The organism is Microbulbifer sp. Q7, assembly GCF_001639145.1.
GTDB lineage: Bacteria > Pseudomonadota > Gammaproteobacteria > Pseudomonadales > Cellvibrionaceae > Microbulbifer.
This window is the reverse complement of record NZ_LROY01000002.1, coordinates 810,604-825,328: the sequence shown is the minus strand read 5'-3', so window position 1 is coordinate 825,328 and position 14,725 is coordinate 810,604. Positions and strand designations below refer to the sequence as shown.

Here is a 14,725-nt window from a genome sequence, read left to right as displayed (position 1 = left end):
GGTTACCCACCAACCCACTCAGGCAGGTTGCGGCAAGCGGCCGGAAGACAGGAACGCTTCGCGGTCGAAAGATTTTGAGTGGACACTGCTCCCACTTTTCACCAGGAAAGTGACGCGGTCGACGCGTGTTTCAGCCGTGACTTCGGCCTCCATGGTAGGGGGGCGGCGCAGGAGTGCCAGAGGTTCGAACAAAGCAACATTGATGCCTTCGCCACCATTGATTGGTAGTTCAGCCAGCCCCGCGGATAGTGCGCGGGCGGACGGGGTTTCCAGCCCCTGGATGCCGCTCTCGCGCATCAGGGCACCGAGTTGCTGGCAATAGCGGTATTCGGTCGGGTGGGTGACTTGTGGCCAGTGTTCTTGCCACTCTGTTTGCTGCAGTCGAATACCGGGGTCGGCGCAGTATTTGGCGGAAAAGACCTGATGGAAGCTGGTGACCGGCGCTGCGGGCGGCTGCTCCATATCGCTGATAAACAGGAGACGATAGTAAGCGGCCTCGGCCAGCACCGTACCGATGGTTTTGCTGCCGTAGAAAATACCACTCTCAGCGGTTCCGCCGAAGCGAGAACCCCAGGGCAGTGGTGGGTAGCGGAATGGGGTCGCTAGCAGGTAGTGAAGATCCTCACTGCCCGGCAGCCGCGCGGGCTTGCTCTGCTCCAGGAGATTTTCCAGAACTTCCTGCTTTTGCAAGCTGTCGACCAAGCTACGGGTGGCGACTTCTTCCTGGGATTCGATGATGCGGTAAAGCCGGCCTATCAGGCGGGTGGCTGACTGGCGGATTTTATCGCCGAGGTCGATCACACTTTGCCTCGCATGGCGTCGAGGTAGGTGACGATACGCACCAGCCCATCGATGCGACGAGCGACTTCCTTGGGGACGCCATTCAGCGCGCGATTGGCCGTGGCGAACCAGGTTTTGGCGCCCTCTTCGCCCCCCATCAGGACGAACGCAGAGCGATAGGCCCGAACGAGCAACAGGGCGAGCTGGCCTTCGGCACTTTGCGGGGCCAGGCCGCTGCGGCGACGCAGGGTACGATCATCCAGGTGGATGATTTCACTGAGTTCTTTCTTTTTCAGGCCCAGGTGGTTGGCGGTGTTGAGGGTTGCCTCAAGGAGGACCTGATCTTCAGTGGTTTGTGGGGTGTGGGCTGGGTTGGCCATTTTGCCTCCTTGTTTCATTTAGAGGACATTTGACCTAAATATATTTTAGTTTTGGACATATTGCAAAGATCGTGGAACCGACGGATACAGCATGTACCATATCGGGACGGGACTGACTCACGCCTATCGGCCTTCGCCCTGCGGGCGCCGCCGCTACGCTCTGGCGTCTTAAATTGCTTCGCAATTTGATCGAACGAGGGCTCAAGTCCGACGGTCCGCCATATACGCAAAAGGCCCTGTTCTTTCGAACAGGGCCTTTTGCGTATATGGCGGACCGGACGGGACTCGAACCCGCGACCTCCGGCGTGACAGGCCGGCATTCTAACCAACTGAACTACCGGTCCGCGGTAGTGCACTCCCCTCGAGGAGTGGTGGGTGGTACAGGGGTCGAACCTGTGACCTACGCCTTGTAAGGGCGCCGCTCTACCAACTGAGCTAACCACCCAATTCGGTAACTTCCTGGGAAGGTTTCCGTTTTGCTCTGGGCTTGTCCCCCGAGAGCGAGGCGCATCATACCCGACTGCGATTTTGTGTCAACAAAAAATGCGCCAAAAATTACAAATTATTTTCAGCTGCCTCCGGGTCTTCGACGGATACCGGCATTGGTTGAATTTCTTCGCCAGCAGGCTCATCTTCCTGCGCGACCGCTTCACCCAGCTGACGATAATCTGCACTGACGGGATGCCCCGCGATCATGACATCGCCACCCTTCTGGAACAGAGGATTTTTGGGGCGGCCAATATCGGGCGCATTGTAGTTACACACTCCGTCGGGAAAAATCCTGCGCAGATCCTCGATTCGCTCGACGATATTTGCTGTCGCTTCCCCATACAGATTTTTGGCGACCGCACGCTCCACCGGTTGCAATGCGCACTTGAACACATCCCCGGTAATTGGCGCTCCAGCCATCAGCCGTGGCGTGCTGTAAATCGGATACTGCTGCATGCAGGCGCCTGCGGGTTTGTGGTTCCATTCGCCATTCCACACACCCGGGCCAGCGGCCATTACATTGCCATCTTTGTCGAAACACCGATCTGTGGCTTCCACCGGCTTGTTGCCGGCCACACCCAGCTCTGGATGCTCGATAATTTTTTGCATCCAATGATCAATGATATCCAGCGCCTCATCCACCGGGTCATAGCTTTTGTGGCTCATCCAGATCAGCTGGTTATCGGCATGGCCTCTTGCTCGGCGAATGCGCTCTCTACTGGAGAAAGACGCGAGGCTGTGGTGCATGTCCAGCTCCCCCTCCAGGTAATGCCGCACATCTAGAATCGGAATTTCCACATCACCGAGAAATACATGGCCGGAGCGAAAGATCCCTTCGATGGCCGCCACATTGGCAATGCTGCGTGGTGCGGGGTTGTCGAGGCTGCCGAGGTTCATGTTATGTTCGCTCCACACAGAGAGCTCCACGGGAAAAACCTCTCCATTCATGAACCATAGTTTTTCGCCGCCCTGCTCCGTCGGATCTTTCCACCCTCCGATGGTGGCGTTGAGCCGCAGAAATTCATCGACGTTGATGTGCCCCTGCTTGAGGGCCTGCAGACCGTACTGGACCCCCTGGTTGTCCCAGGCGCTATTGGCATAGCCGTTCTGGTCCGCACCATAAAAATCACGCAGGTCTTCCCAGTGCGACCAGTGCGTTTTTTCCGCAACATGATCCGCGAAGCTGTTGCTGAAATGCACAAAATTGGGGTTATTGACCAGCGGTACCAGACCGCGCCAGCCCTGTACGCACTCCGATGCACCGTTAGCGGTTGCACGATAACGGCCATCGAAAAACGCAGCCGCGTTTTCCAGTACCTTAAAGCGATGATCAAACTCTTCTTTGGTCGCCAAGCCTATGACCGCTTCGCGCTCCGACACATCCCGCCAGCGCGGGTCTTCGGCGGCAACCACATCGAAAAAATACTCCAGGGGTTCGCAGTCAAATACGTAGATCGTTTGACTCACCATGTCGGGGTAGGAGTACAGCGGCAGTGCGGCGTCCAGTACGCCGGGCGCATTCTGGGCCAATAGGTACTGCTGAATCGCGCCGCCAGAACCGCCAATACCAACGGTGTACAGCGGCTCGGAATACAGCGCGGAAAACTGTTTCTTTAATCGGCGTGCGGTGTCTTCCGCCAACCAGATGTTGTAATGGTTACTGGTTTGATTAGCGGTGGAATAGACCACCGCATAACCCCGCGCGAGTTGATCTGCTCGACGTTCGACAATCGCCTTACGGCTGACATTGCCCTGCCGACGCCCCACACCCACACCACCACGGAACTGATAGATCAGCCGTTTGTTCCAGTTACTGGTATTGGGCTTCTCGGCGGTCTCGCCCTCCCCGCGCAACACGGCGATGGAATAAAAGAATCGGTTGATCGTGCCAGTTTCGAGACGCACGACAAAGTCGGTGGTTTTCCCGTTAACCGTTACCTGGTCTATATCATTTTGTACATTTTCCAGCGGGTGGAACTGGCCGTCGATTGTGCTGCGGTAAACATAGGAGACCGACGTACTGTGGCTGCAGTCTCGACTGTAACCGATGATTTCATCAGTTTGCTGCCCATCTTCATTCAGGGCAAACACCGGCACACCTTCACCCTTGTGGTTGTCCACCAGAGGCTGGGCGCCGGTAATCTTGTTTTCACCACATAAGAAAGGATAGGTAGACGGCCCCGCAAACAGGGTTTCAACCGGGCCGGTTTCGCCAATGGCTATAGGAAATGGAAAGTATTCAGCAGGCCGCCCACTTTTTCGCGGGTGGTCACCTGCGTACGCCGGTTGCGGGGCGTGATCCAGCGCGCCAGGCGGCACGCCCACTACCGGTGATTTTGGCACCCCGGGAATTCTTGGCAGCTTTTCGTAAACAAACCAGCCGCCCAACCCCAATAGAATGAAAAATGAAGCCACCACTCCCGTCACTACTCGCCGTGTATTCAATCGGGCAAACAGTTTCCGTGTGCTCCAAGCCATAGCCGCCTCCGTACGCCTTTTGTCCCTGTGCCGCTCGATTCTTCAAATCACACGGGCACAGCAACAGTATATGTGGCGCCGGGAAAAGCGTTGGGGAGTTGGCGGCGGAGTAAACTCGAAGAAAATGCGGTGTGCGAAGACGGTCAAAAATCAGACCGCGGGTGGCGGGATATCACGGGGAACAAAGGCGAGGCAAGCGGGGTAAGATGACAAATAATTGCCCCGGATGGGCACAGACGGCAGAACATTCCCACCGGCACAGTGCCGGATGATGGAATGCCCTGCCACGGGCATTAAATGATGATGCCACGCTCCTGCAACGCCTTGATGACCGCGTCGACTTCATCTTCCAGGCTCATCTGGTCAGTGCGCAGGTGGAGCTCCGGGCTCGCAGGCGCTTCATAGGGATCGTCAATTCCGGTAAAGCCGCGAATTTCACCGGCACGGGCCTTTTTGTACAGCCCCTTGGGGTCGCGCTCTTCCGCCGCCTCCAGGGAGCAGTCGATAAACACCTCCATGAACGGAAGGTCACCCTCTTCGTGCATTTTACGCACCTGGGCCCGATCTTCAGCGTAGGGGCTGATAAAGCTGCTCAACACCACCACACCCGTGTCAGCAAACAGCTTGGAAATTTCACCAACCCGGCGAATGTTTTCCTGGCGATCTTCCGCTGAGAAGCCGAGGTTGGCGTTAATACCGAGACGAATATTGTCGCCGTCCAGACGGTAGCTGAGTACGCCGCGCGCAGTAAGGGCCTTTTCCACAGCAACCGCTACGGTACTCTTGCCGGAACCGGACAGACCGGTAAACCACAGGGTCACCCCCTTATGGCCCAACATCGCAGCGCGATCCCCACGGGTTACGTCTCCATCGTGCCAATGGACATTGGTTGCTTTGCGTTCGACGACTTCAGTCACTTTTTTCCCCTAAGCGTGAAATGGTTAACCCCGGGCCGAGCCTTGGCCGGGAAAACAATAGAAAGATGAGAACTGGCGCGCATTATCCTAGATCGCCCCGGGGTCGGTAAAGGTGGCCGATAGAACAATAGTGCCCAAAAACCAAAAAACCCGGCATAAAGCCGGGTTCTCGGGACCAGATGGTCAATATGGGGTGGCCGACGGGGATCGAACCCGCGACCTCAGGAGCCACAATCCTGTGCTCTACCGACTGAGCTACGGCCACCATAGTAGAGTTTTACGTTGTGCCTTGTGGCAACACAACAAACCTGCCCGCCTTACGAAAGGCCCGGCAGAGTCAAAATCACTGCTTGCAAAGCATCGCTTTGCGGCGATCTTGACGCCCATCAGCCAGACTGATGGGAGGGAAAGTCCTGCGACTTTAAGCTCACTCCGGACTGTCACAGATCCGTCGAGCACTCAGCCACCATAAAGAATATGGCACGCCCGGCAGGACTCGAACCTGCGACCATCCGCTTAGAAGGCGGATGCTCTATCCAGCTGAGCTACGGGCGCAAGAAAACCCGGTATCTGGTCGGGGCAGAGGGATTCGAACCCCCGACATCCTGCTCCCAAAGCAGGCGCGCTACCAGACTGCGCTATGCCCCGATGTTCTTTCGCGGGGGGTAGCCCCCGTTCGAGAGCGCGCATATTACTTGCGCCCCCCGGGGGTGTCAACGCTGCTAAGCCATTCTTTTTTAAAGTAGTTTAGCGTTTAGCCAACTCTCGGTGCGTTCGGCCCCCAGCCAGCGGCCCAGCGCAGAACAAACTGCGAGGGAAAGAGTGACTGAATAGGGAAAATGTTCGCCGCTTGTGCGAAAATGCCGCGCCTAAATTAAGCTACTTACTCCAACTATCACGAGCGCCGCCCGCCCACCGCGCCGCGCTCCCTGTTCAGGTTGAGAAATCTCTATGTCTGCACTGGTTCTGGATGGCAAGGCCCTTGCCCAGAAAACCGAAGAAGAACTGTCTGCCCGCGTTGCCGCCATGAAGCAAAAGAGCAACGGCCAGACCCCGATCCTCGCCACCATTCTGGTTGGAGACGACCCGGCCTCGGCAACCTACGTAAAGATGAAGGGCAATGCCTGCCGGCGGATTGGCATGGACTCCCTGCAGGTTGAGCTGCCCTCTTCCACTACCACCGAAGAGCTGCTGGCCAAGATCGGAGAGCTCAACAACAACCCCAACGTGCACGGCATTCTGCTGCAACACCCGGTGCCCGAGCAGATCGACGAGCGCGCCTGCTTCGACGCAATCGCCCTGGAGAAGGATGTCGACGGTGTGACCTGCCTCGGCTTCGGCCGCATGGCAATGGGCGAACAAGCCTACGGGTGCGCAACACCCAAGGGCATTATGCGCCTGCTGGAAGCCTACAACATCGAGCTGTCCGGCAAGCACGCCGTGGTTGTGGGCCGCAGCCCAATTCTCGGAAAGCCCATGGCTGCCATGCTGCTCAACGCCAATGCCACGGTGACCATCTGCCACTCCCGCACCCAGGAACTGGCCGAACACATTAAACGCGCGGATATCGTTGTCGGCGCTGTCGGCCGACCGGAGTTCATCAAGGCGGACTGGATCAAGGATGGCGCCGTCGTGGTCGATGCCGGTTATCACCCGGGCGGCGTTGGTGATATCGAGCTCGAGCCACTCAAGGAGCGCGCAGCAGCCTACACTCCGGTGCCAGGCGGCGTGGGCCCGATGACCATCAATACCCTGATCTATCAGTCTGTAGACTCGGGCGAGAAGAAACTTGGCTGATCGCAAACCGCAACGTCTGGACAAAGCCATCAGCCAGGTCACCGACCTGTCGCGGGCCGAAGTGAAGCGGGCGGCCAAGCAGGAACGGATCACCGTCAATGGCGTGGCGGTGACCGACCCAGCCAGCAAAGTCCACGAATCCGACGAGCTCTGCCTGGATGGAGAACTGCTCGGTGAATCGGGCCCCCGCTACTTTATGGTCAACAAACCACTGGGCTATGTCTGTGCCACCAAAGATGGTGAGCACCCCACGGTGCTCGACCTGCTGGATGAGCCGAATGCACACAAGCTGCATATCGCCGGCCGGCTGGATATCGATACCACCGGGTTGGTGCTGGTGACGGATGATGGCCAGTGGTCGCACCGTATTACCTCGCCGCGCCACCACTGCGATAAAACCTACTATGCGCATCTCGCCGAGCCGATCGACGACAGCGCCATCGACAAGTTTGCGAAGGGCATCTGGCTCAATAACGAAAAGAAGCGCACCAAGCCGGCCAAGCTGGAGATTCTCTACCGCAATGAAGTGCGTATCACCATCAGTGAGGGCCGCTACCACCAGGTAAAGCGGATGTTCGCTGCACTGGGCAATCGCGTGCTGGAACTGCACAGGGAGCGCATCGGCAACATTGATCTGGATGATGACCTGCCCGAGGGCGACTATCGCCCACTGACGGCGGACGAGATCGCCAGCGTTACCGCCGAGATCAGCTGAGAGTTCACCGCCCATGCAGACCCTGCTTTCACAAATACTGTCTAGTAGTGACAGCGATACGCTCTGGGTTGCCGACGAAAACAGCAAACCCTTACTGGAAGCGGGCCTGAGCTTCACCGGCCAACTCATCAGCAATCGCTGGGATATTACCCACAAGGCCTTAGCCCAAGGCTTCCGCGCCCATTTCTGTGATTTCGACCTTTCAGTCGCAGGGTCACAGTACTCCCGCATCGTCTACCCGGTTTCCAAGGAAAAAGCGGCTGTTCACTACATCATCAATCAGGCGCCGGCTGCACTGCGCGACAAGGGCGAACTGCTCCTGCTGGGCAACAAGTCCAGCGGGATCAAAACCTATGCGCAAAAGGCCGCGCAGCGCTTTGGTGCCGAAAAACAGCTACAGAAACACAGTAACGACTACCTCAGCATTACCCGAAGCGCTGAGCCGGCCGCGGGGATACCACTGGATGACAGCGACTACCCGCAACTGCGACAACCAGAGGCACTTGCTGGCCTCTACTCCAAACCCGGGTTATTTGGCTGGAACAAGGTTGATACCGGCAGTGCACTACTGGCCCGGCACTTCGGGGACCACGTCGAGGAGGCAGAAGAGATTCGCGCGGTCGACCTGGGCTGTGGCTACGGCTACCTCAGCAGCCAGCTGGCCGATCTGCTCGGCAAAAGCACCCGCCTGTTTATTGAAGCGACCGACAACAATGCCGCGGCCCTATTGGCCTGTGAAAGAAATTTTCTCGAGCGGGGAATAACTGGCCGGGTAGTACCGGGCGATGCCGGTTCCGAGATCGAGGGCAGCAGTGCGGATATCCTGATCTGCAATCCGCCTTTTCATCAGGGGTTCCAGGTGGAAGGCGATCTCACCGATCGGTTCTTATCCCAGGCCGCACGAATCCTGCGCGCAGGTCGCACCGCACTCTTCGTGGTGAACGAATTTATTCCGCTGGGGAAAAAGGCGCAAGGGTTGTTTCAGCAGGCGCAGCTGCTGGAAAAGACAAAAGGATTCTGCATTTACCGGCTTACAAAATAGCCGCAAGTAAGTGCGAGGCGAACGACCGCCCAGCGTTACCGCTCAGCAATCCCGCAGGTTAAACAGATTGATCGACAGGGTGTGCTCCTCCAGCTGCTCCAGCTCCAGCAACCGCTCCAGCGCATGCCGGGCAGAGGGCGTATCTGCAATCATCAGTAAATCCCGATACTGATCGGCGAGGTACATTTCGATATCCATCGCCACCTTGCCAAGGGCGTCCACATCGCTGATGTCGGTATTCCTTAGACGCTGTAATAACTGCGGCTCCCGACCTTCCGGCGCAAACTGCACCCAGGTGTGCAAGGCGCCCTCACCGATATCTTCGCGGAAGTTTTCCAGCGTATGGGTCATGGAGACTTCCCGCCGCTTCAGCTGATCGAGCAGCAACCTGGCCCGAGCATCCACTGACAAGAGTTCGAACTCTTCATACTGCCGGCTGAGCTTCTGGTGAAACTCCCTTCCTTCCTGGATAACATCTTCCAAGGTCTTGTACCGCATCGAATGATCCCGGGAAAATAACTGCCTCAATTGAGTATAGGATCAAGGACCAATAACACGCCAACTGGATTATGGCCCAGCGGTCGAGGGGCTAGCGCAGGCGGGTTAAGCGGGCACCGAGCCGGCGTGAGGGGTTCGCCGGGTTAATCGCCAGGGGAGCATGGGCGGCAAGCGCCCTACGCTGCAGCTTCTCGCGACTGAAAATTCCGATGCTGTTTTCATAGCCCGGGAGTTCGGCGCGCCAGCCTCCCTGAAGCTGCCGCTGCAAGCGAGCGCTGCGCCAGCCGCTCTCCAGCAGCTCTCGTCGACTGCCAAAATTACTGACGACCAAGCCATCGGGAGACAACAGCGCTAGCAGCTTTCCACACCACTCGAGATCGGCGCTGATCGCTCGCTCCGCAACACCCGCAGTGTGACCAAACAGATCATCGACGATAAGGTCAAACTGCCCCGCGAGATTGCTTCCTGCAGCCTGGGCGACATAGTGACGGGCATCCGCACACACCAGCTCGGCACCGCGCACCCCGAAATAGCGGCGGGCCACCGTAAGATGATGCCGGTCAATATCCACGCCCACGATCTGCTCGGGTTCAACGAAACGCTGTAGCAGGCGAATCAAGGCGCCGCCTCCGACACCGAGGATCAGGACCCGCCGCACCCGTTCTGCCGGCCGGAAAAATACCGGCAAAAACAAAAGCTCCCAGAAGGAGCCCTTGAGCGGATCTCTGGCATTCCACTGGGAGTGGAATACGCCGTTGCTGTAAAGGCGAATCGTTGCCCCATGACTGCGCACTTCGTAGAGGCTATCGCCGGCTTGTTTGCTCCACACCAGTGCCATGTCTGCTCCTGCAAGAAAGCGCCCGATCCGTTACCACAAGGACTTACGGCAAATCAGAGAGCGACAATAGTGTCTTCGCAAACGCTTCTACACCGGCGAGATCCTGCTCGGTAAACCGGGCCACCTGTGGGCTATCAATATCCAGCACACCGATACACCGGTCGCCGTGATACAGCGGCACAACCACCTCGGAAGCAGAAACCGCATCACACGCGATGTGTCCCGGAAACTGATGCACATCCTCCACCAGCTGGGACTGGCCGGTTTTCACCGCGGTGCCACACACGCCAGCCCCCACAGGAATCCGCGTACAGGCGGGCTTGCCCTGAAACGGGCCCAGACGGAGCTCGTCACCATGGAGGAAATAGAACCCGGCCCAATTAATATTTTCCAGCTCCAGAAACAACAGCGCGCTGGCATTTGCGGTGTTCGCCAGCCAGTCGCGCTCGCCAGTGAGCAGCCCGGAAAGCTGCGCGCACAGGGACTCGTAAAATGTGGTTACACTCATGAAATCAGTGCCTTTTCGCTACCTGAAAATCAGAAGCCCGCTGAATAGCGGGCCTCAAGGAATACAGTCTGCGGAGCCGTATGCCCAACCAGCTACTGGTAAGGATCGACCGCCGCGTCGCTGTCAGCGGACTGCGCCTCGTAAGCCTCCGCATCCACCGTGGGCTTGGCCCACTCGCCCTCCTCCGCCGACTCACCGCGCCCTCGAATCGCAGGGGCCGCTGACGTGACGTCACCGACAACCAGGCCACGACGCTCTGGCCGGGTTGGCGCTGGCTTGGAGACGGGCGCAACCGGTTCGTTTTTCAGCACCTGGCTGGCAATACCGTTGAGATTGGGGCGACGACGCTCAGCCAGTTTGACCGCCTCCAATTCAGCATTCAGGCGATTGATCTCGGCCTGCATATCACCGACCTTGGCTTGCAGGTCCGTGATCTGGGACAACACCCCTTTTACCTTGCGGCTTTCCTGTTCATACAACACCGCGGCGCCACCAAAAGCCACCACGAATACCAACAGAATCGAAAACTGACGCATTCAAGCCTCCCCTGCTCAAGCGTGAAACACAATGTTCATCGACAAATATACCGAAATTGACTCTATATTCCGTGAACTGGCCTGTAGAACGCAAGCTCAAATAGTGACCGGCTCTTCGAGTAAATCCAGGAACTCCAGGCTCGCCTGCTGGCGAATGGTGCGGCGGTGATTGGCCCAGAGTTTTGCGATTTTTTCCTGGTTACAGATTTTCCGGTCTACATAAACCCGGGTATTCAGTTCACCCACCGGTTTCGGGCTGGGGCATTTACTGAACACAAACTGATTGGAAATCAGGTCCATGAACGGGCCGGATTTACTGCTGGGCATAATGAACAGTAACTGTAGCCCGAGGGTTTCTGTCAGATAACGGATCACCTCGCGCGAGCGGGATTCATCCATTTTTGAAAATGCTTCATCCACCAGCACCATCTTCAGGTGACTGTTGCCGTCGTTAAACCGGAAGGCCGAGGTTACCGCTGCCGAGCGGATGATGTAGGCGGGCGTCTCCAGCTGGCCACCCGAGCCCGTACCGTACTGGCTGAGCGCGATAGGCTCCTTGCCCTGCGGCTCCTTGTAAATCTCGTAATTGCGATAGTTACGATAGTCACTGATGCGATCGAGTTCGCGGCGGGCAAGCTGCTCATCTTCACTGAGCAACATCTTCAGCAGTTTGTCGCGCACCTGCTGGTACTTGGGATCCAGGTCCGCGTCAAACAGGCTCTGCTCTTCGCCGAGGTTGGGCAGCTCGATAACCGCTTTAAAGAAGTTCCAGTACTCCTTGAACTCAGGCACCCACCGGTAATCGAAGCGGAACCGCTCGCGATCGGCACCAAAGCGATGGTGCTCGAGCTCCTTGTTCAGGTCGTCCAGCACCCGCTTGCCATCGTTGATCGACTGGTAAATGGCGTGGCAAAGGTGGGCAACAAAAGTGGTGTTGAACGACTTCTTTAGCCCCTGAAGCTGCTCATGGCGATCCACCAGCAGATTGTTCTTGAGGCGATTGCGCAAAGCGGTGACCTGCTCGGCCAGCTGGCAAACAAGCTTGAACTGCGCTTCGCTGTGACCACCGGCAAAATCCGGATCGAAAGAGAGGGTATCCCCGGTGCTGCAGCTGCTGTTGTAATCCATCACGCCTTTAAGGAGCTGATGGCTGTATTTCTGTAGTCGCCCGTTCCACTCCGCTACATCCTGGGCGAAATCAAAGCCATCGTCCGCGCGCTCGGCCTGCTCATCCGCCTGCTGCAGCACAGACTCCACGTCGAAATCCGGGGTGATCTGTGCAATGCGCTGCACCGCGGCCTCGCTGTCTGTCAGCGCATCGTCCAGCTGATCCAACTGTGCCGACAACGCCAGTAACTGTTTGGCGATATTGTCGAGATTGGACTCCAGCTTGCCCGCCAGTTTTTGCAGGCCTGCGCCTTGCTGGCGCTCGTGCTCGAGCTTCTCGTGCAACGCATTGGCCTGCTGCTCCAGCTCCAGCCCGTCGTCGAGATCGAGATTGGCCAATGCCTGCTCCGCATTGCGCCATTGACGTTGTGCATCGAGCGCCGAATCCACGGACTCCAGCAGTTTCAGCGGCGACAGGCTGCGCACTGCCTGCGCAAGGTTACGAAGCTGCTGCTGTTGTGCGTGCAATTGGCCCGCTTCCTTCAGTAACTGCTGTAACGCGCGCTCCTGCGCTGCCAGTGCGCGCGCCCGTGCACCCTGGCCGAACACCAGCTCACTGTCGTCGATATCACAGCGCCACATGCTGTAGTTGCCGCTGGCCAGCCCTTCCGGTGTCAACCCCCGGCGGGTGCCGCGCAGCGCCTGCGCATCACCCACTTGCACTACGGTGCCGTAGGAGGCGCGCAGGTAATACTCCGCGGTCTTGTGGTTGAATGTCATCAACTCGACGATGGACTTTTGCGGTGCCTCCATACGTTCCGCGTCGCGTCGGGCCTTGTCACCCTGGATGACCCGCGCACGGTTGCTCCGGCCGGGCATAGCCCGCACGATGGCCATCGCTTCCGCTTCATGCTCCGGGTCCACGATAATCGAAAAGCGTGCGCCGCCCAGATACCCCTCCACCGCCATCTGCCAGCGCTCGTCCAGCACTTCCACAAAGTCACAAAGTACCTGCGGCTCGGCCTGCGGGCACTGCTCGCGGATCGTTGACAACGCCTGCTCCACGTACTGTGGATAGCGAACACGATTGGACTGCAAGTGGTGGATGCGGGATTCCTGCGCGTGCAGTTGTTTCTGCAGCTGCTGAACTTTGAGCTCGCCGCGGGACACAAGATCATTCACCTGATCGCGCAGGGTAATCTCGCCGGGCTCAGACTCGGTCATCTGGCGAACAAGGCGGTTCTGCAGCGCCTCTGCCGAAGCAACCTGTTCGCGCAAGGATTCCTGGGCTGCAAGGTCAATCCAGTCCTTGGCCAGCAAACCATCCAGTGGCGGCAAGGGGTCACCGCGCCCCACCGCTTTCAGCGACTTCACCAGCCCGCCGTCACTAAACGCCGGGATTTCCAGGGAAACGGAAGTGGTGCTGAGAATGGACAGCAGCTCACCGGCGGCGGCGTGGTTCGCGGAAAATAGCTGCTGCTGCGTTGCGAGCGGCGCGGCCAGTGACGACAGCGCACGGTTGGCGGCAGCGATCTTCTGATCCAGGTCGTCTTTCGTGCGCAGAGCGGAAATGCCCTGGCGCTGCGCCTGAATCGCCACCAGCTGCTCGCTCAGGTGACGGGTTCGGCTCTCTGATTGCTGAATTTCCAACGCGGTGCTTTCCAGCTCAGCGCGCGTTTCCTTCTGGCGACTTTTACCTTCGAGATAGGTTTTCTGCACACGCAGCTGCTGGTGCTTGGCCTGCAGGTATTCCTGGACGCGCAACTGCAGCCACTGCTCCGTGTACAGGTCGGCTGACTCCGCGATCTGCTGGAGGGCTCCCACCCGCTCAACGATTTCTCGCGCCTCCAGCTCCATGCCATGGATGGTTTTCATCAGCTCGGAAACGGAACGTATCGCCTCGCCAAGGTCGCGCTTTTCCAGCACTTCCTGCGCAACAAAATCGTTGATGCTTTTTACCGGCTTGTACGCCATAAAGTTGGCGAAGGTGCGCGCGGCATGGGTCGCTTCACGGTCGGGCACTGCATCCTTGCGGCCACGCAGTGCGCCATAGAGCCTGCGCAGGTAGGCCTTTTTCTTGTCGTACTGCTCCACCCGCTCAAACTGCTTACCCACCACGCTGTAGAACTTGTCCAGCGGCAGCAGGTGTTTGCCGTCTTTGTATTCCTTGATGAAATCGTTCATCGCCAGCTGCTCGCCGGGGACGACAAAAAACTTGAGGCTGTCCTGACGGGCCTGGGCCGGTTTGGTGCTGGTATCGAGATGGGCACGGATGCCCATGATGGCCGTAAAAGGCTCGCCGTCTTCACCGTCGGTGGGGTAAAAATTCCCCACTATGTAGCAGTCTGTAGGCTGCAGGCGTGCATAGCTGCCGTCATCACAACCGAGCACATAGGAAGCCAGTGTCCGCACCTGCTTGCCACCTCGCCCCCGCTGTGTGGTTTCATCCTGCCCGGGATTGAAGGTAAACAGGGTATCGTGTGCCGCGGTCATCAGGGTCTGAATAGCATCCGCGGCCGTCGTCTTTCCGGATCCGTTGCCGCCAGAAAACAGGTTGATGGGCCCGAATTCGTATTCCAGCTGGGGGATATTGCCCCAATTGATCAGGATAAGTTTTTTCAGAAACATACGTTTCGAATA

12 protein-coding genes and 5 tRNA genes are annotated in these 14,725 nt (G+C 57.9%); 3 read left to right on the top strand and 14 right to left on the bottom strand.

Features of this window, described 5'->3' with window-relative positions; genetic code table 11:
* Positions 1-18 precede the first annotated feature (18 nt).
* From AU182_RS09115 to AU182_RS09075, 9 genes are all read right to left on the bottom strand, one after another.
* Complete coding sequence (locus AU182_RS09115) at positions 19-801, bottom strand: RES family NAD+ phosphorylase (protein WP_066963967.1); 783 nt, start codon at positions 799-801, stop codon at positions 19-21.
* Positions 798-1,160: an MbcA/ParS/Xre antitoxin family protein gene (locus tag AU182_RS09110; RefSeq protein ID WP_066963965.1), complete on the bottom strand. Its 363-nt coding sequence runs from the start codon at positions 1,158-1,160 to the stop codon at positions 798-800. Before AU182_RS09110 ends, AU182_RS09115 begins: the two co-directional genes overlap by 4 nt.
* A gap of 267 nt (positions 1,161-1,427) precedes the next feature.
* A tRNA-Asp gene (locus AU182_RS09105) sits at positions 1,428-1,504 on the bottom strand.
* Between the two features lie 25 nt (positions 1,505-1,529).
* Positions 1,530-1,605, bottom strand: a tRNA-Val gene (locus AU182_RS09100).
* Between the two features lie 110 nt (positions 1,606-1,715).
* Positions 1,716-4,127, bottom strand: coding sequence for a DUF6351 family protein (locus AU182_RS09095; protein ID WP_066963962.1), 2,412 nt, complete (start codon positions 4,125-4,127; stop codon positions 1,716-1,718).
* A 293-nt stretch (positions 4,128-4,420) separates the two neighbouring features.
* Positions 4,421-5,044, bottom strand: coding sequence for an adenylyl-sulfate kinase (gene cysC / locus AU182_RS09090; protein ID WP_066963959.1), 624 nt, complete (start codon positions 5,042-5,044; stop codon positions 4,421-4,423).
* Between the two features lie 189 nt (positions 5,045-5,233).
* Positions 5,234-5,309: transfer RNA gene (locus AU182_RS09085), tRNA-His, on the bottom strand.
* A gap of 213 nt (positions 5,310-5,522) precedes the next feature.
* Positions 5,523-5,599, bottom strand: a tRNA-Arg gene (locus tag AU182_RS09080).
* A gap of 16 nt (positions 5,600-5,615) precedes the next feature.
* Positions 5,616-5,692, bottom strand: a tRNA-Pro gene (locus AU182_RS09075).
* Between the two features lie 303 nt (positions 5,693-5,995).
* Between AU182_RS09075 and folD the strand changes: the two genes are divergently transcribed.
* The 3 genes from folD to AU182_RS09060 are packed head-to-tail and all read left to right on the top strand — an operon-like array spanning position 5,996 to position 8,598.
* Positions 5,996-6,841, top strand: coding sequence for a bifunctional methylenetetrahydrofolate dehydrogenase/methenyltetrahydrofolate cyclohydrolase FolD (gene folD, locus AU182_RS09070; protein WP_066963956.1), 846 nt, complete (start codon positions 5,996-5,998; stop codon positions 6,839-6,841).
* Positions 6,834-7,556 (top strand): 16S rRNA pseudouridine(516) synthase RsuA, encoded by a 723-nt coding sequence (gene rsuA / locus AU182_RS09065; protein WP_066963953.1) that lies wholly within the window; start codon positions 6,834-6,836, stop codon positions 7,554-7,556. The genes folD and rsuA overlap by 8 nt, the downstream gene beginning before the upstream one ends.
* A 13-nt stretch (positions 7,557-7,569) precedes the next feature.
* The gene (locus tag AU182_RS09060) at positions 7,570-8,598 is read left to right on the top strand and encodes a class I SAM-dependent methyltransferase (RefSeq protein WP_066963950.1); all 1,029 of its coding nucleotides are present in this window, start codon (positions 7,570-7,572) and stop codon (positions 8,596-8,598) included.
* A gap of 42 nt (positions 8,599-8,640) precedes the next feature.
* Here AU182_RS09060 and AU182_RS09055 read toward each other — a convergent pair whose 3' ends face one another.
* The 5 genes from AU182_RS09055 to AU182_RS09035 form a co-directional block, all read right to left on the bottom strand.
* Positions 8,641-9,096: a hypothetical protein gene (locus tag AU182_RS09055; protein WP_066963948.1), complete on the bottom strand. Its 456-nt coding sequence runs from the start codon at positions 9,094-9,096 to the stop codon at positions 8,641-8,643.
* 91 nt (positions 9,097-9,187) lie between these two features.
* Positions 9,188-9,934 carry a spermidine synthase gene (locus AU182_RS09050; protein WP_066963946.1) on the bottom strand — a complete coding sequence of 249 codons (747 nt, stop codon included), beginning with the start codon at positions 9,932-9,934 and terminating at the stop codon, positions 9,188-9,190.
* A gap of 43 nt (positions 9,935-9,977) precedes the next feature.
* Complete coding sequence (locus AU182_RS09045; RefSeq protein WP_066963942.1) at positions 9,978-10,442, bottom strand: GAF domain-containing protein; 465 nt, start codon at positions 10,440-10,442, stop codon at positions 9,978-9,980.
* 92 nt (positions 10,443-10,534) lie between these two features.
* Complete coding sequence (locus tag AU182_RS09040) at positions 10,535-10,978, bottom strand: hypothetical protein (protein WP_066963939.1); 444 nt, start codon at positions 10,976-10,978, stop codon at positions 10,535-10,537.
* 96 nt (positions 10,979-11,074) lie between these two features.
* Positions 11,075-14,713: an ATP-binding protein gene (locus AU182_RS09035; RefSeq protein WP_066963936.1), complete on the bottom strand. Its 3,639-nt coding sequence runs from the start codon at positions 14,711-14,713 to the stop codon at positions 11,075-11,077.
* Between the last annotated feature and the right edge of the window lie 12 nt (positions 14,714-14,725).